Origin of the sequence: Streptomyces sp. NBC_00876 (assembly GCF_045207435.1) — a bacterium.
Taxonomy (GTDB): domain Bacteria; phylum Actinomycetota; class Actinomycetes; order Streptomycetales; family Streptomycetaceae; genus Streptomyces.
The window spans coordinates 1,248,172-1,265,336 of the sequence record NZ_CP108800.1 but is presented as its reverse complement, the minus strand read 5'-3'; the positions used below and the strand labels follow the sequence as shown (position 1 = coordinate 1,265,336).

At 73.2% G+C, this 17,165-nt stretch carries 12 protein-coding genes; 7 read left to right on the top strand and 5 right to left on the bottom strand.

Translation table 11 applies throughout. From position 1 onward, the window contains the following. The first annotated feature begins 10 nt into the window (after window positions 1-10). The 3 genes from OG782_RS05480 (at window position 11) to OG782_RS05470 (ending at window position 7,514) form a co-directional block, all read left to right on the top strand. On the top strand, window positions 11-1,537 hold the full coding sequence (locus OG782_RS05480) for a hypothetical protein (RefSeq protein WP_406448261.1): 1,527 nt from the start codon (window positions 11-13) through the stop codon (window positions 1,535-1,537). A gap of 130 nt (window positions 1,538-1,667) precedes the next feature. Continuing rightward, a complete protein-coding gene (locus tag OG782_RS05475; RefSeq protein WP_406448260.1) occupies window positions 1,668-2,585 on the top strand; it encodes a hypothetical protein in 918 nt (305 codons plus the stop codon). 78 nt (window positions 2,586-2,663) lie between these two features. After that, entirely contained in the window at window positions 2,664-7,514 is a 4,851-nt protein-coding gene (locus OG782_RS05470; RefSeq protein WP_406448259.1) for a hypothetical protein, read from the top strand. 70 nt (window positions 7,515-7,584) lie between these two features. On the opposite strand, the gene OG782_RS05465 is transcribed toward OG782_RS05470, so the two are convergent. Then, a complete protein-coding gene (locus OG782_RS05465; protein ID WP_406448258.1) occupies window positions 7,585-8,079 on the bottom strand; it encodes a hypothetical protein in 495 nt (164 codons plus the stop codon). A gap of 403 nt (window positions 8,080-8,482) precedes the next feature. Here OG782_RS05465 and OG782_RS05460 point away from each other — a divergent pair, with 403 nt between their 5' ends. The 4 genes from OG782_RS05460 to OG782_RS05445 are packed head-to-tail and all read left to right on the top strand — an operon-like array spanning window position 8,483 to window position 12,850. After that, a complete protein-coding gene (locus tag OG782_RS05460) occupies window positions 8,483-11,392 on the top strand; it encodes a nitrate- and nitrite sensing domain-containing protein (RefSeq protein WP_406448257.1) in 2,910 nt (969 codons plus the stop codon). Continuing rightward, entirely contained in the window at window positions 11,389-11,832 is a 444-nt protein-coding gene (locus tag OG782_RS05455; protein ID WP_406448256.1) for a roadblock/LC7 domain-containing protein, read from the top strand. Before OG782_RS05460 ends, OG782_RS05455 begins: the two co-directional genes overlap by 4 nt. 9 nt (window positions 11,833-11,841) lie before the next feature. After that, the gene (locus tag OG782_RS05450; RefSeq protein WP_406448255.1) at window positions 11,842-12,264 is read left to right on the top strand and encodes a DUF742 domain-containing protein; all 423 of its coding nucleotides are present in this window, start codon (window positions 11,842-11,844) and stop codon (window positions 12,262-12,264) included. Next, window positions 12,245-12,850: a GTP-binding protein gene (locus OG782_RS05445; RefSeq protein ID WP_406448254.1), complete on the top strand. Its 606-nt coding sequence runs from the start codon at window positions 12,245-12,247 to the stop codon at window positions 12,848-12,850. Before OG782_RS05450 ends, OG782_RS05445 begins: the two co-directional genes overlap by 20 nt. A 92-nt stretch (window positions 12,851-12,942) precedes the next feature. Here the strand turns inward: OG782_RS05445 and glpK are convergent, their stop codons facing one another. The 4 genes from glpK to OG782_RS05425 all read right to left on the bottom strand — a co-directional run bounded on the left by glpK (window position 12,943) and on the right by OG782_RS05425 (window position 17,155). Next, window positions 12,943-14,460, bottom strand: coding sequence for a glycerol kinase GlpK (gene glpK / locus OG782_RS05440; protein ID WP_406448253.1), 1,518 nt, complete (start codon window positions 14,458-14,460; stop codon window positions 12,943-12,945). 38 nt (window positions 14,461-14,498) lie between these two features. Continuing rightward, on the bottom strand, window positions 14,499-15,260 hold the full coding sequence (locus OG782_RS05435; protein ID WP_406448252.1) for an MIP/aquaporin family protein: 762 nt from the start codon (window positions 15,258-15,260) through the stop codon (window positions 14,499-14,501). A gap of 234 nt (window positions 15,261-15,494) precedes the next feature. Next, complete coding sequence (locus tag OG782_RS05430) at window positions 15,495-16,685, bottom strand: lipid-transfer protein (protein WP_406448251.1); 1,191 nt, start codon at window positions 16,683-16,685, stop codon at window positions 15,495-15,497. After that, a complete protein-coding gene (locus OG782_RS05425; protein WP_406448250.1) occupies window positions 16,682-17,155 on the bottom strand; it encodes a Zn-ribbon domain-containing OB-fold protein in 474 nt (157 codons plus the stop codon). The genes OG782_RS05430 and OG782_RS05425 overlap by 4 nt, the downstream gene beginning before the upstream one ends. Window positions 17,156-17,165: the final 10 nt, after the last annotated feature.

The following is a 17,165-nucleotide window of genomic DNA, read 5'->3' as shown; positions in this document are numbered from 1 at the left end:
TCTGTGCAGCGTGACTTCGCCTGCCTACACGGACAACGCTGCGCCCCAGCTCAGCGCGGGGCCGCGGCCCGCCCCGGGCCCGGCCGCCGACGAGGGGCTCTCGCGACGGCTGCGCGCGCTCGCCTGCACGGCGCCGCTGCACGACCTCGACGTGCGCAAGGCGAACCTCGCAGGTGAGTACAGCGTCTACGCGATGGCCGAGGTCGCGCTCGCGGCGATCGACCACGTCACGCTCAACATGGACTTCGACACCGGCGCGGACCACGACCAGATAGTGGCCAGACTCCTCCCGCGCGTCGCCGCGCAGGCCCCGCGCCGCCCCGCCGCGGAACACGAACGCGTCGCCCGCTGGGTGCTGGAGAACCTCATCAACGTCGGCAGCGTGGACCGCGGCTTCCGCGCCGTCTACGGGACCTTCGGGCCCGACGGCCTCTACGTCCGCCGGGACTACGACTTCAAACTGATCGAGGAAGTCCCCGGATACGGCGGCAGCGTCTTCCTGCGGGCCACCGACGAAGCGGTCAACGTCCTGGTCGGCGCCCTCGACACGGACGTCACCAGCGCACAGATCGCCGCCGAGGTGAAACTGGAGGTCCTGATCAGCCGAGGCCGTCTCGCCGACGCGCAGCTCGCCGCGGAGCAGGCCCGCTACCGGACCGTGCAGTACGCGGAGACCCTCCGCAAGACGCTCGACGCGACCCGGCGCAACGTCCGCGCGGTCGACTGGCTCAATGCCGTGCCCGACATGATCGCCGAGGCGCTCGACCACGTCGCCGACCGCTACCGCCACGAGAACGCGATCCTCACCAACATCCGCAAGGCCCGCGACGAGGCCGAGGACCCCGAGCACAAGCGGCGCGCCGCCGAACTGGTCGACATCGTCAAGGACTGCATCCGCCGCCACACCCAGTTGCAGTCCCGCCTGCTGGAGGCCGGACCGCTGTTCCGCGCCGAGCAGGACCGGCAGGCCTTCGCCGCACCCGCCGCCCGCTCCGGCCTCGACCTGTACGGACAGCTCCTGGCCCCGTTGCTGCCGCTCCCCATGGAACGGGGCATCCGGGCCACCGACGCGTTCTTCGCGCACGGCACGGGCCTGCGGACCCCCACCTCGGTACGGGTGGGCGACCTGGTCGAGATGCTGCTCACCCCGCCCCTGGAACGCGAACACCTCGGCGCCGAAATGCCCGAACCCGACCTGATCGCCACCCCGGACGACAGCCGGTTCAGCGAGGAGCAGCTGGCCGCCGCCATGGAGCTGCTCGATCTGGAACACGACGCGCCGCGCCGCCTTTCCGGACTCCTGGCCGAGGCCCGGCGGAGCGACCCGGACCTGCCCTACCTGGTCGCCCTGCTCGCGGTGCACGCCGCGAGCCCCCCGGTCGGCACCGCCTACCGGCAGGGCGAGCGCCGGCTGCTGTTCTCCGTCGACGACGGGACCCCGCTCGACGACCACGAGTTCGGCGGCGCCGACCTGATCGTCGGCACGGCCCTGCTGGACGCCGTCGGCATGGCGGCGGACCGCTCGGAGGCGACATGAGCACCTCCCGGCACACACCTGGCCCCCTCGCTCCCGAGAGACCGGCCGCCACCCGTCCGCACCGCACAGCCCCGGACAGCCGGGCCGGCCACCCCGTACCGAAGACCTTCCGCAGCAAGGAGCAAGCGTCGTGAGCGACCCCCGCGCAGAGCACGCCGACGCGTGGAGCGAGCCCACCGCCGCGTACCCGGCCGACCGGACCGCGACCGCACCGCAGGCCGCCCCCGCCGTCACCCCGGCCGACGCCGCCGACGCCGCCCGGCTCGTCGCGTTCGGGCTCCAGCCCAAGCTGCTGCCGGCCCGCGACGCCGAGTACGCCGAACTGCTGCGCCGCTACCGGGAGGAGACGGCCTTCGCACGGCTCGCCGACGCCGTCGCCACCGGACTCGGTCTCGTCGTGCTGGAGGTGTCCACCCGGGCCGGCATGGCCGTCACGGCGGGCGAGGACTCGGTCTTCGCCGTCCGCATGGGCGACTACGCCCGCCGGGCCTCGTCGGACTCCGCCGACCGCTTCCTGCACGGGCTCGCCCACCTGGCCGTCGCAGCGATGGCCTTCCCGCGGCCTGAGGACCTCGCCGACGACGCCTACATCGGCCGGATCACGGTCAACGGGGTCGACGCCTTCGTCCGCCAGGCGTGCCACCGCCTGGAGGAGCACGCCGAGGAACACGGCGACAACACCGACCCGGCCAGCGACGCCCCGGGACTGGAGGCCGGCTGGCGGATCTACGCCCGGCGCAGCGCCACCGGAGCCACCAAGGACGCCCGCCGCCTGGCCGGCTCCACCACCGGCATCGTCGGCAAGGCCGTGGCCTTCCTCACCGACTCGGGCTTCCTCCAGCGCACCGGGGACGACTCCGGAGGCGCCTTCCGTACCACCGCGCGCTACCAGCTCCAGGTCCGCGACATGGCGGGCAGCGCCGCCATGGCCGAACTCCTGGAACTGGGAGTGGTGGCGGTCACCGACGGAACGGCGACGCTGCTGCCGCCACCCGACCCCGACGACCTGGAACTGGCGGCCGGCGCAGGCCTGCCGTTCCACGGCTGACCACCGCCGCGGCCGGCCCCGGCCGGCCCCGCCACCGACGCCTCCCTCCCGCTGCCTGAACGACGAGAGTCCGCCGCCATGTACGAGCTGTCCCGGGTCCGCCTCTACTCCATCGGGCCTGCCGGTGCGCGCTACGCCGACACCGTCCTTGACCTGCGCGGGGTCGGCGAGCCCGTGCCCCACCCCGCACCGGCACAGGCCGAGTTCTTCGAGGAGGAGCCGGTCGGGCCGCCGCGCCGCCCCGCCCCCGCGGGCGTGCTCTTCCTGGAGAACGGCGGCGGCAAGTCCGTTCTGCTGAAACTGATCTTCTCGGTGATGCTGCCCGGCCACCGCAACACCCTCGGCGGCGCCAGCTCCGGCGTCCTGCGCAAGTTCCTGCTGGCCGAGGACTGCGGCCATGTCGCGCTGGAGTGGCAGCACACCCTCACGGGCGAGTGTCTGGTCGTCGGCAAGGTCAGCGAATGGCGCGGACGCCAGGTCTCCAACGACCCCAGGAAGTTCGCCGAGGCCTGGTACTCCTTCCGGCCCGGACCCGGACTCAGCCTCGACTCCCTGCCCGTCGCCGAGGCCACCTCGGTCGGCCGCCCCGCCGAAGGGGTCTCCGGTGCCCGCGGCAGGCGCCGCACCATGAAGGGCTTCCGCGACGCGCTCACCGAGGCGGGGAAGTTCTACCAGCACCTCGACGTGCACTGGGAAGAGATCCACGACCGCTGGAACGAACACCTCGGCGACCTGGGCCTGGACCCCGAACTCTTCCGCTACCAGCGCGAGATGAACGCCGACGAGGGCGAGGCCGCCGGTCTCTTCGCGGTGAAGAAGGACTCCGACTTCACCGACCTGCTGCTGCGCGCCGTCACCGACACCCGCGACACCGACGGCCTCGCCGACCTCGTCAGCGGCTTCGGCAACAAACTGGGCCGCCGTTCCGAACTCACCGCCGAACGCGACTTCACCGCAGGCTCCGTCGATCTGCTCGGCCGCATCGTCGAGGCCGCCGGGACGCGCTCCAGGGCCCGGGACATCCACGCCGGCGCCGAACGCCGCACCCGCACCCTGGCCCGCAGACTCTCCGCCCGCGCCGGCGAGGAGCGCGGCCGGACCGCCGAGCTCGCCCAGCAGGTCACCGGCGCCGCCCACACCGTCACCGGCGCCGAGGAGATCCGCGGCCGCAGCGCCCTCATCGCCGCCGAACTCGCCTACCGGCACGCCTCCCTGGCGCTCACCGCGGCCGAGAAGAGTGCCGCGGCCCAGCGCCGGGAACTGGGCGACGCCCGCACCCTGCACTCCGCCTGGCAGGCCGCCGAGGCCGTGCTGCGCCACCGCGCGGCCGCCGACCGCTCCGCGCGCGTCGCCGTCGCGATCCGCGAGGCCGAGCGCGACGCCGCCCCGGCGCTCGCCGCCCGCGCCACCGCCGCCGGCGATCTCGTCCGTGCCCTGCACACCGCCGCCGAGGCGGGCGAGAGCGTGGCCAACGAGGAGGAGGAGCGCTCCGACACCCTCCAGAGTGCTGGCGAGGCCGCCCACCGGGACGCCACCACCGCCGCCACCGAGGCGCAGCGCGCCCGCAGCGAGGCCGGCCATCTGCGACAGCGCCTCGCCGAGGTGGAGCAGGAGACCGCCGAGGCCGTCCGGGCCGGATGGCTGGACGACACCGCGCCGAACGCGGATCCCGCCCGCGCCGCCCTCGCCGCGAACGACGCGGAGAAGTCCGCGGTGGCCGCCTGGGACACCGCACGCGAGGCAGCCGGGGCCGCAGCCGACCGGTCCAGGCAGGCCGCCGCCACCGAGAGCCGGGCCGAGCTCGCCGCGGCGAGGGCCGCCGACGCGGCGAGGGCCGCCGACGGGGCCCATGAGGCCGAGCTCAGGGCCGCCGAGTCGATCGCCGCCGAACACCGCCTCGCCGAACTGCTCGGCCTGCCCACGGGGCAGCCGGGCGGCGTACCCCGGCCCCGGCGGGGCGCGGCCGGCGCGGACGGGTCAGGGCCCGGGGAAGGTCCGCAGACCCAGTCGGCGGGCTCCGGCTCCGCCGCCACGGACGGTCCGGGAACGGACGGGGCCGAACCGGCCGCGCACGGCGCCCACACCGTCACGGCCGCACAGCCCGGAGGCGCCGAACAGCCGCTCACCAGCGATGAGTTCGACCGCAACGCCGACGACCTGAGGGACCTCCTCGACCAGAGCGTCGCCGCCGCGGAACGACGCCTCTTCGAACTGCGCACCGCGGCCGCCGACGACGCGCGCATCCTGGGCGCGCTCGGCGACGGCGGTCTGCTGCCGCCGGGACCCGATGTCCTGGCCACCGTCGAATACCTCGGCGAGCACGGCATCCCGGCACTGCCCGGCTGGCGCTACCTCGCCCAGGCCGTCGACCCCGCCGACCACGCCGCCGTTCTCGCGGCCCGTCCCGAACTCGTCGACGGCGTGGTGATCACCGACCCGGACGCGCACGCCCGCGCCCGCGAGGTGCTCGGCGCCGCGGCCCTGCTGCCGCGTTCCGCCGTCGCGGTCGGTACCGCCGCCGCGCTGCTCGCACCCGTGCCGGACCCCGGTACCGGCTCGTCCGCGAGCACCGACGGAGTCTTCCTCGTCTCGCCGAACCCGGCGATGCACGACGAGCACGCCGCCGACGAGGAACGCCATGCGCTCCGGAGCCGGACCGCCGCCCGCGACGAGGACATCCGCGCACTGGCGGCCCGCCTCACGGCCGACCGCTCGCTCGCCGCCCGGATCGGCTCCTGGCGCGCGGACTGCCCGCCCGGCATGCTCACCGAACTCGCCGAAGGCGCCCGCACCGCCCGTACGGCCGCCGAAACGGCCGAGGCCGCCCTCGCCGAAGCGCGCACGGTGCGTGCCGAGGCGGACGAGGCCGCCGCGGACACCGCCCGGGTCCGCGACGAACGCCAGGAGGCCGCCCAGCGCGCCCGCCGGGCCGCCGACGCGCTCGCCGGCCTCGCCTTCCGGCTCCGCGAACGCGCGGGATGGCAGGCGAAGCTGCGCGAACTCGTCGACGAGGCGGCGGAGTCCGAGGCCCGCGCCACCGTCTTCCTGGAGCGCGCCCGGGCCGCCGACGAGGACCGCCGGGCCGCCCAGCGCGCCGCGGACGACGCCCGCCGCACCGCCCGCGCCCTTCGCGCGGAACGAGCCGAGATCGCCGGCGCCCCCGAACACCTTCCGGAACCCTCGCCGAACGCCCCGCGCCACGCGCTGCCCGCCCTGCGCGAGGCCTACCGGGCGGCGTCCCAGCTCTACGAGAAGGTCGGCGTCGGCGCCGATCTGCGTGCCGAGCAGGCCCGCGCGGAGAGCGACGAGAGCGCCGCTCTGGCCGAGCTCGACCGGCTGACCAACAAGGTCCGCACCCGGGCCGCCCAGCTCCTGGAGGGCACCGACGGCGCCGACGGCCCCTCCCGGCAGGCGGCGGCCGCCCGCGCCGAGTCCCTGGTCCAGCTGCTGGAGACGCGCGCGTCGGCCGCGAGCGAGCAGCTGGGCCGACTGCGCGGCGAGGCCGAGCGGCTGGCCCCCGCCGACGGCGAGGGCCTGCACACCGAACTCTCCGGCGACCAGGTCCCCGCCGACGCCGAACAGGCCCAGGCGCTCCTGCGTACCGCCACGGCCGAGCTCGCCTCCAGGGCCGCGGCCCTGGACACCGCCCGGGCCGCCCACGCAGAACTGCTCCACGCCCACCGCACCGCGGAGGACTCGGCAGGCGGCTTCGACGAGACCGCGGCCCTGCTGCGCGACCTCCTGAGGGACCACGGCGCCGACGACGACCCCGAAAGCCCCGAGCCGTACCCCGGCACTCTGGAGGAGGCCCGGCAGTCCGCCGCCGAGGCCCGTCGTTCCCTGCGTGGCTGCGCCGCCGACCTGTCCACCGCGGAAGCGGCCGTACGGGAGGCGAGCGACGTACTCGTACGGCACGCCAACTCCACCCGCTACGAGCAGGTCCGCACCCCCGCCCGCCAGCAGATCCGCGAACTCCCGGCCGCGGCGCTCCCCGAGCACGCGGAGAAGTGGGCCACGGCCTTCGCGCCCCGGCTGCGGGTCCTCACCGACGAACTGGCCCAGCTGGAACGCAACCGCGACTCCATCGTGGACCGGCTGCGCGGCCTCGTGGACTCCGCCCTCACCACGCTCCGCTCCGCCCAGCGGCTCTCCCGCCTCCCCGAGGGCCTGGGGGAGTGGTCGGGCCAGGAATTCCTGCGGATCCGCTTCGAGGAACCCGACCAGGCGACGCTCACCGAACGGCTCGGCGACGTCGTCGACGAGGCCACCCGGGCCGCGCTGAGGAAGAACTCCGACCTGCGCCGCGACGGGATGTCCCTGCTGCTGCGCGGAGTGCAGGCGGCGCTGGAGCCCAAGGGCATCGCCGTGGAGATCCTCAAGCCGGACGCGGTGCTGCGGGCCGAGCGCGTCCCGGTCGGGCAGATGGGCGACGTCTTCTCCGGCGGCCAGCTGCTCACCGCGGCCATCGCCCTGTACTGCACGATGGCAGCCCTGCGCAGCAACGACCGCGGCCGCGACCGGCACCAGCACCGCCACGCGGGCACGCTCTTCCTCGACAACCCCATCGGCCGCGCCAACGCCACCTACCTGCTGGAGCTCCAGCGGGCGGTGTCCGACGCGCTCGGTGTGCAACTGCTGTACACCACAGGGCTGTTCGACACCACGGCGCTGGCGGAATTCCCGCTGGTGATCAGGTTGCGCAACGACGCGGACCTGCGGGCCGGTCTGAAGTACATCAGCGTCGAGGAGCACCTGCGCCCCGGACTGCCCCAGCAGGACCCGGCCGCCGAGACGGTGCACGGAGAGATCACCGCCACCCGCATGTTCAAGCGGAGCACCACGGCGCCGGGGACACCGGCGGCCGCAGCCGCATCCGAGGCCGTACCCGCACCCGCATCCACCGACGGGAGGACCGGAACGGCCCCGTAGACCGGAGCCGTCCCGTTCCGCGGAGCCGCTCCGTACCCCGGAACGGCCCCGCGGACCTGCGCGGGGGCGGTCAGGCCCGGGACAGGCGGCGGTCCGTGCCCCGGCGGCGTATCCGCGCCCCGTCCCGTTGCGCCGCCCGCTCCGCCCGCCGCGCCCTGCGCCGCTCGCGGCGCAGCTGCCGGGCGGAACTGCTGGGTACCGACACCACACCGTTGCGCTGGTTCCACACCTGCCGGGTGACCCACACGTCCAGTACCGACCAGGTCGCGACCACCGTGCTGCCCACACCGCACAGCACCATCGGGAAGGACAGCCAGGACCCCGTCAGCGCCGCGAGGAACGCCACCATGGCCTGGATGATCGTCAGCGACATGATGAGAACGGCACGCACGGCGGCCGTACGCACCGGATCCGGCATCCGCCGCCGGAGCGCGGGCTCCTCGACCCAGAGCGGCTGCCGCGCGACGGCCGGTCTCTCCCGCGCCCCGGCCACCGTGCCCCACTGGTCCCTCGCCGTCCGGGCCGGTGCCGACTCCACCGCGCCATGACGCTCTTCCGTGTCCAAGGACTTTCAACTCCCCACCGCTGTCGGACTTCAGGGTTGCTGCCCGGCATGCACCCTTTCTACGCGGACGGACTCGTCCCGTCCTGTCGCGGGTGCCCCCGCAGTCCCCCTGCCCCCGTACAGAGAGACGAGTGCCGGGCAGTGAAGATTCCCCCGGCCCCTCTGGGAGCGAAGAGTTCCAGCCAACCGGGGAGAGGCCCAACTTGCCACCCCGGAGGGCCTCTTCTGTCCCTTTCGCGAATTTCATCTCCCGGAATACCGGGACAAGTCATGATCAACTCCCAGTAAGGCGGCTGAAAATCGTCCGGACACGCCTTCGAGTTGTCTGTGTGTCGGTAGTAGGCTCGCGCCGCTTGTTGACGAAACACCATCCCCGCCCTGCGGGGCCGAGCTGGGGGAGGCCATGCGCTTTCGCGGAAAGTCCATCCGCAGGAAGATCGTGGCGTTGCTTCTGGTGCCGCTCGTCTCCCTCACCGCACTGTGGGGCTTCGCCACCTACCTGACCGGGCGCGAGGCCGGTGAGCTGCTGAGCGCGAGCACCATCGTGGAGAAGGTCGGACATCCCCTCGAGGACACCGTCCGCGTCATTCAGAGCGAGCGCCGCCAGACCCTCCTCTTCCTCGCGGACCCGCGTGCCTCCGATGCCCTTCCCGTCCTGCGCCGGCAACGTGCCGAGACCGACCGGGTCGTGGAACAGGTCACCAGGAGCGCGGCGCAGAAGGACATCCGCGACGCCCTGAGCTCCGACGCCGAGACCCAGCTCTCCTCGATCCTGGGAGCCGTCGAGGGGCTGGAGGCGCTGCGCGACTCCGTCGACAAGCGGACCATCGGCCGGGCCACGGCCATGAACTACTACAACGATCTGATCGACCCCTGCTACCGATTCCTGACCGGACTCCACACCATGGAGAACGTGTCGATGGACAAGCAGGTCCGGGCCCTGACGGGCATCTCCCGCGCCCGCGAAATGCTGTCCAGGGAAGACGCGCTGGTCGCCTCCGGACTGCTGGCGGGGCGGCTCACCGCACCCGAGCTCCGGCAGATCACCGACCTCGTCGCCCGGCGAGGCCTGCTGTACGAGATCAACACCGAGGTGCTCCCCGCGTCCGAGCGACGCCGCGTCCAGCAGTACTGGGACGGCCCGGACAGCGAGCCGTTGCGCTCCGCCGAGGACAAGCTCATCGCCCAGGGCCCCACCCGCAGCCCGCGCGCGGTCGACGCCGCGCGCTGGCAGGAAGTGGCCCCGCCGGCGCTGGACCGGCTCGCCAACGACTCGACCGAGATGAACAACCGCTTCCAGGACCGCGGCAGGCCCGCGGGCTACGGGGTCCTGATCAAGGCGGGCGTCGCCGGAGTGCTCGGCTTCCTGGCCCTGCTGGTCTCGGTCTTCGTATCCGTACGCATCGGCCGCGAGCTCATCCGCGACCTCTCGCGGCTGCGCAAGGACGCCCACGAGGTCTCGGGGATACGTCTGCCGAGCGTGATGCGCCGGCTCGCCGCCGGTGAGCATGTCGACGTGGAGACCGAGTCCCCGCACCTCCAGTACGAGCGGGACGAGATCGGCCAGGTCGGCCAGGCCCTCAACACCCTGCAGCGCGCCGCGGTCGAAGCCGCCGTCAAACAGGCCGACATGCGCCGCGGCGTCTCCGAGGTGTTCGTCAACCTGGCCCGCCGCAACCAGGTCCTGCTCCACCGCCAGCTGACGCTCCTGGACACGATGGAGCGCCGTACCGAGAACACCGACGAACTCGCGGACCTGTTCCGCCTCGACCACCTCACCACCCGCATGCGACGCCACGCCGAAGGGCTGGTGATCCTCTCCGGAGCCGCGCCGTCCAGGCAGTGGCGCAAGCCCATCCAGCTGATGGACGTGGTGCGGGCAGCCGTCGCCGAGGTCGAGGACTACGAACGCATCGAGGTCCGCCGGCTGCCGCGGATCGGTGTGGGAGGCCCGGCCGTCGCCGACCTCACCCACCTGATCGCCGAACTCCTGGAGAACGCCACGGTGTTCTCGCCGCCGCACACCGCTGTGCAGGTGCACGGGGAGCGCGTCGCCAACGGCTTCACCCTCGAGATCCACGACCGCGGGCTGGGCATGCCCGCCGAAGTGCTCCTGGACGCCAATCTGCGCCTGGCCGAAACGCCGGAGTTCGAGCTGTCCGACACCGACCGGCTCGGTCTCTTCGTGGTCAGCCGGCTGGCCCAGCGGCAGAACGTCCGGGTGTCGCTCCAGATCTCCCCGTACGGAGGCACCACCGCGGTCGTGTTCATCCCCGCGCCGCTGCTCACCGACGCCCCGGAGTCGCACGGCACCGGATTCCGCCTCGATCGCAGGTCCGAGAAGGCGATCGCCAGCAGCAGACCCGGCAGTGGGAGGGCCGGCGGCGAGGACAGCGGCCACGGCGCACCCGACCGCCCGCAGAGCAGAACGAGCGGCCTCTCGCCGGTCCCCACCGGACTGGCGGACCCCGCCCTGATGGACGGTCCCGTCGAGCTCGAAGGCCCCATCGGCCCCCTGGACTTCAGCCGCGACCCGGTCCTCGAGGCGGTCCCCGGCCCGGAGCTCGGCCCCCTGCTCGACGGGGTGTCCGACCTCGAGGACACCGAGAGCGAACGCGGCGGCATCTTCCGCGCCCGCGCGCTCCGGCGCGAGGGCGACCGCGAACAGCACCAGCAGGCCCCCGATCAGCTGGCGGACTCCGACGGTGTCCGGGAACTGCGCCCCGACGGCACACGGCAGCTGCCCCGCCGCAAACCGCCGACCCTGGTCACCGACCGCGGCCGCCGCGTCGACGAGCCCGGCCGAGCCCACCCGGCCGCCCCGGAGAACGCCCGCTCGGACAGCGCCCGCTCGGACAGCGCCCGCTCGGACAGCGCCCGCCCGGCGAACACCCGCCCGGCGACCGGCCACGGCGCGTCCGGGGGCGGGCTCCGCCCCACCGAACCCCGGCAGCCCACCGGCTTCCGGAACCCCACCGGGTCCCCGTCCGTCACGCCCCCGGTCCCCGCACCCCGTTCGTCGTCCCCCGCCCCGTCCGCTCCGCAGCCCGCGGCGGACACGGTGGGCGGTCTGCCCCGCCGGATCCGGCAGGCCAGCCTCGCCCCGCAACTGCGCGAGGGATCGGCCGGCCGGGAGCCCGAACCGCCACGGACCGAGAGCGCCGAGGACATCGAGCGGGACGCGGACGAGGTACGCAGCCGTATGGCCTCGCTCCAGCGCGGCTGGCAGCGCGGCCGACTGCAGAACGCCGAGGACGTGACCGGCCCCGGTGACACAGCACAAGGAACCACTCCGGGAGGGGACGGTCCATGACCGCACCGAACGCCGCAGCACTCAACTCCGCACGCCAGGGGTCCGGCGAACTGAACTGGCTGCTCGATGAACTCGTCGAGCGCGTCGCCAGCATCCACAAGGCACTGGTGCTCTCCAGCGACGGCCTTGCCACCGGTGCCTCCAAGGACCTGACGAGGGAGGACGGCGAACACCTGGCGGCCGTCGCCTCCGGATTCCACAGCCTCGCCAAGGGCGTCGGCCGCCACTTCGACGCGGGTCGGGTCCGCCAGACCGTCGTCGAACTGGACGAGGCGTTCCTGTTCGTCACGGCGGCCGGCGACGGCAGCTGTCTCGCCGTGCTGGCCGACTCCGACTCCGACGTCGGGCAGGTGGCGTACGAGATGACACTGATGGTCAAGCGCGTGGGAGCCCACCTGGCCAACGCTCCCCGGACGACCGGTCTGTCCTCCGGAGGGTGAGTGGACGGCATGAGCGCCGACTCCTTCCGTGCCCCGGACACCCCCGCCCGTCCGCAGTCCTCGCGCTGGTACGACGCGGACGCGGGGCCGGTCGTCCGTCCGTACGCGATGACCAGGGGACGCACCAGCAGCGCCTCCCGTCACCGTCTCGACCTGATCGCGATCGTCGTTCCCGAACCCGCGGCCGACGACCCCGGCAGGGACCAGATGCTCTCCCCGGAACATGTGGAGATCGTCGAACTCTGCAGTGACATGCCCCAGTCGATCGCCGAGCTCGCGTCCGGTCTGGACCTCCCCGTCGGGGTGGTCCGGGTCCTGGTCGGAGACCTCGTCGAGGACGAGCTGGTGCACGTAACCCGTCCCGTTCCGCCGGCCGAGCTGCCGGACGTGAACATTCTTCGCGAGGTGATCAATGGCCTTCGGGCGCTCTAGCCGCAACAGGCGGCCCGTTGAGCCCGTTACCCTGAAAATCCTGGTGGCGGGCGGCTTCGGCGTGGGCAAGACGACCCTGGTGGGCGCGGTCAGCGAGATCAGACCGCTGCGTACGGAGGAGATGCTGAGCGAGGCGGGACGTCCGGTGGACGACCTGGACGGGGTCGAGGGGAAGACCACGACGACGGTGGCCATGGACTTCGGGCGGATCACCCTGCGCGAGGACCTGGTGCTGTACCTCTTCGGCACTCCCGGCCAGGACCGGTTCTGGTTCCTGTGGGACGAACTCGCCCAGGGCGCACTGGGTGCGGTCGTCCTCGCGGACACCCGGCGCCTGGAGGACTGTTTCGCGGCGGTCGACTACTTCGAGCGCCGGGACATCCCGTTCACCGTCGCGGTCAACTGCTTCGAGGGGGCCGGCCGGTTCCCCACCGAGACGGTGCAGGCGGCCCTGGACCTGGATCCCGGGGTGCCCGTCCTCATCTGCGACGCACGGGACCGGTCATCGGTGCGGGACGTACTGGTGACCGTCGTCGAGCATGCGCTCGCCCGCGCGGACCGGCTCCGCGAACCCGTCACGACGTAGCCGGCGGAACGCGGCCCGTACCCCCGCCGACGGGGGTACGGGCCGCGTCGTCGGGCAAGCAGAGGAGCCGGGCCAGGGGAGCCGGCCCGGCCCTACTGCCCGCCGTCACCCTCCTCCTGCCAGCCGAGGCTCCGCTCCACGGCCTTGCGCCAGTTGCCGTACTCGCGCTCGCGGACCTCCGGCTCCATCCGGGGCTGCCACTCCACATCGCGCTGCCAGTGCGTCTTCAGCTCGTCGAGCCCCGACCAGACCCCGGTCGCCAGCCCCGCCGCGTACGCGGCGCCCAGACAGGTGGTCTCCGAGATCCTCGGCCGGATCACCGGCACGCCCAGCACGTCGGCCTGGTGCTGCATGAGCAGGTGGTTGGCGGTCATCCCGCCGTCCACCTTGAGCGTGGTGATCGGCACCCCGGAGTCCTGGTACATCGCGTCGACGACCTCACGCGTCTGCCAGCTGGTCGCCTCCAGGACGGCCCGTGCCAGATGCGCCTTGGTGACGTAGCCGGTCAGGCCGGTGATCACGCCCCGGGCGTCGGAGCGCCAGTAGGGGGCGAACAGCCCGGAGAAGGCGGGCACGATGTACGCGCCGCCGTTGTCCTCGACGCTCGCCGCCAGCGTCTCGATCTCCGCCGCGCTGCCGATGATCCCGAGCTGGTCGCGGAACCACTGCACGAGCGCCCCGGTGATCGCGATCGACCCCTCGAGGCAGTAGACGGGCGGCTCGTCGCCGATCCGGTAGCCCAGGGTGGTGATCAGCCCGCTCTTGGACGGCACGGGACGGTTCCCGGTGTTGAGCAGCAGGAAACTGCCGGTGCCGTACGTGTTCTTGGCCGTCCCCGGTTCGTAGCAGGCCTGTCCGAACACCGCGGCCTGCTGGTCGCCCAGGGCCGAGGCCACCGGTACCCCGGCGAGTGCGCCCACGGCCGTGCCGTACACCTCGGAGGAGGACCTGATCTCCGGAAGGATCTCCGCCGGGATGTTCATCGCCGCGAGAATGTCCGGATCCCAGCGCAGGGTCTCCAGATCCATCAGCATGGTGCGCGACGCGTTGGTCACGTCCGTGACATGGACGCCTCCCTCGGTGCCGCCCGTGAGATTCCAGATCAGCCAGGAGTCCATGGTGCCGAACGCGATCTCGCCCCGTTCGGCCCGGCTGCGCAGTCCGGGCACATGGTCCAGCAGCCAGGCCGCCTTGGGGCCGGAGAAGTAACTGGCCAGCGGAAGACCGGTGGTGGCGCGGAACCGGTCCTGCCCGTCCGCGCCGCCCAGCCGGTGACAGAGCGCGGCGGTACGGGTGTCCTGCCAGACGATGGCGTGGTGGACGGGGACCCCGGTGGCCCGGTCCCACAGCACGGTCGTCTCGCGCTGATTGGTGATGCCGAGCGCGGTGAGCCGGTCCGCCCTCAGTCCGGCCCGGTCCAGTGCGCCGGCGACGACGGCCTGCACGGTGGTCCAGATCTCGGAGGCGTCGTGCTCCACCCAGCCCGGGCGGGGGAAGATCTGCCGGTGCTCGCGCTGGTCGACGGCGACGATCGCACCGCCCTGGTCGAAGATGATGCAGCGGCTGGAGGTGGTGCCCTGGTCGATGGCGGCGACAAACCTGTTCGTCATGACGTCCCCTTGTCCGTCGGGTGCCTCTGGCCGAGGCCTCAGAACGCGGCGTTGAACACGACGCCGCCGAGCAGCCCGCCCAGGAGCGGTCCCACCACCGGTATCCAGGCGTATCCCCAGTCGGACGTTCCCTTGTCGGGTATCGGAAGCAGCCAGTGCACCAGCCGGGGACCGAGGTCACGGGCCGGATTGATGGCATAGCCGGTGGGCCCGCCCAGTGAGAGGCCGATGCCCACCACGAGGAGCGACACCAGGAGTACGGAGATCCCGGAGCCGTAGATGCCCGCACCGGCCCCCGCGACCGGCCCGATGCCGATCCCCGGGTTCTTCCCGAACGCCAGGACCGGCAGCACCAGGGCGGCCGTCGCGATGACCTCGGTGACGAGGTTGGCCACGGGATCGCGGATCTCCGGAGCGGTCGCGAAGATCCCGAGCGTGGGCCCGGACGTGTCCTTGTCGGCGTTGGCGCGGAACTGCGCGTAGTACGTCAGCCAGGCCAGCACCGCGCCGATGACGGCGCCGGTCAGCTGGCCCAGGATGTAGAGCGGCACCTTGTCCCACTCGCCGGTGTCGACGGCGATGCCGACGGTCACCGCCGGATTGAGGTGGCCGCCCGAGAGCGGGGCGGCGGTGTAGGCCCCGGCCAGTACGCCGAAGCCCCATCCGAAGGCGATGACGACCCAGCCCGCGGCTCTGGCCTTCGAGTGGTGGAGGGTGACGGCGGCGCAGACGCCCGCGCCGAAGAGGATGAGGATGGCCGTTCCGAGGACTTCCCCGGCGAAGATGTCTCCATTGCTCATGGCGCTCCCAGTGGTTGTCCGGCGGGTCTCGCCGGCGTTTCCATGGCTACGGGGGCCGGGGGCAGGTGGTGTGCCCCGCGGCGGCCGTGACGAGCGTGATGACCCAGCCGGCCGCCGCCCCGGAGCGGGCGGACGGCATCGACTGGGAATGGAGTGTTCACCGCACTTGACTGACCGTCAAGGACGCTGACAACAACCGCTGTTGGTGGCCGGTGCCGGGAACGTGGCTTGCTGTCAGCGCACCGCGACGACCGCGGAGCCGTGTCCGAACAGCCCCTGGTTGGCCGTGATCCCGGCCCGCGCGCCCGGGACCTGACGGTCCCCGGCCGTGCCGCGCAGCTGCCAGGTCAGCTCGCAGACCTGGGCGATGGCCTGGGCCGGAACCGCCTCGCCGAAGGACGCGAGACCGCCGCTCGGGTTCACCGGAACGCGTCCGCCGAGAGCCGTCGCCCCGGTGCGCACGAGCGACGCGCCGTCCCCCGGCGCGCACAGCCCGATGTCCTCGTACCACTCCAGCTCCAGCGCCGTGGAGAGGTCGTACACCTCCGCCAGGGAGAGATCGCCGGGCCCGATCCCCGCCTCCTCGTACGCGGCCTGCGCGATGGAGGCGCGGAAACTCATGGCTGAGGGCTCCACGGCGAGGGCCGAATCGGTCGCGATGTCCGGCAGGTCGAGCACGGTCCTGGGGTAGGTGGGTGTCACGGTCGACACGGCACGGATGCGGACCGGGTCCGCGGCCCCGTGGCGCCGGGCGAACTCCATGCTGGACAGCACCAGGGCCGCCGCGCCGTCGGAGGTGGCGCAGATGTCCAGCAGCCGCAGCGGATCGGCGACCACCGCGGAGGCCGCGACCTGCCCGGCGCTGACCGGGGCCCGGTAGCGGGCGTTCGGGTTCAGTGCGCCGGCCGCCGCGTTCTTCACCTTGACCAGGGCGAAGTCCTCCGGAGTGTCCCCGTGCAGGGCCATCCGGCGTCGGGCGTACAGCGCGAAGTACGCGGGATTCGTCGCGCCGAGCACCCGGAACCGCAGCCAGTCCGGATCGTCCGGCCTCTCGCCGCCCGCCGGCGCGAAGAACCCCTTGGGCGCCGCGTCCGCCCCCACCACCAGCACCACGTCCGCCAGGCCTGCCAGTATCTGCGCCCTCGCGGTGCTGACCGCCTGGGCGCCCGAGGCGCAGGCCGCGTACACACTGGTCACCCGGGCGCCCTGCCAGCCGAGCGCCCGGGCGAACGTCGCCCCGGCCACGTACCCCGGATAGCCGCCGCGCACGGTGTCCGCGCCGACCACGGACTGCACGTCCCGCCACTCGATGCCCGCGTCCCCGAGCGCGTTGCGGGCCGCCACGGTGCCGTATTCCACGAAGCTGCGGCCCCATTTGCCCCAGGGATGCATCCCGGCCCCGAGGACGGCCACGTCCCCGCTCATGCCGCACCGCCCGGGGAGCCGGCCGGTACGGGACGCCAGTGCCAGGTGGTCCGCACCGTGCCGTCACCGTCGCCGGTGTCCAGGACTCCCGGTACGGCCTCGACCGTCATTCCCACCGCGAGATCCCCGACGCCGACGCCCGGCGCCGCCTGCCCGAGCACGACCATCCGCTCGGCCGCCAGCTCCACGGCCACCAGCGTGTACGGCTCCCAGGGCACCTCCGGGTCCGAGAGGTAGGGGGCGGGAGGCCGGTAGCGGCCGTCGGTGTACGACCAGACCGTGCCGCGCCGGGACAGCGGCACCTCGGCGAGCTCACCGCCCGTACAGCCCGGATTGCGGCAGAAGCCCTTGTGGGGCGGGAAGAAGACCGACGTGCAGAGCGGGCAGCGGGTGCCCAGCAGCCGGAAGTCCTCCTCCGCCCCGTCCTCGGTGAACCACCCGGCCACCACGGGTATGCGCTTGCTCGGCAAAGCCCCTCCC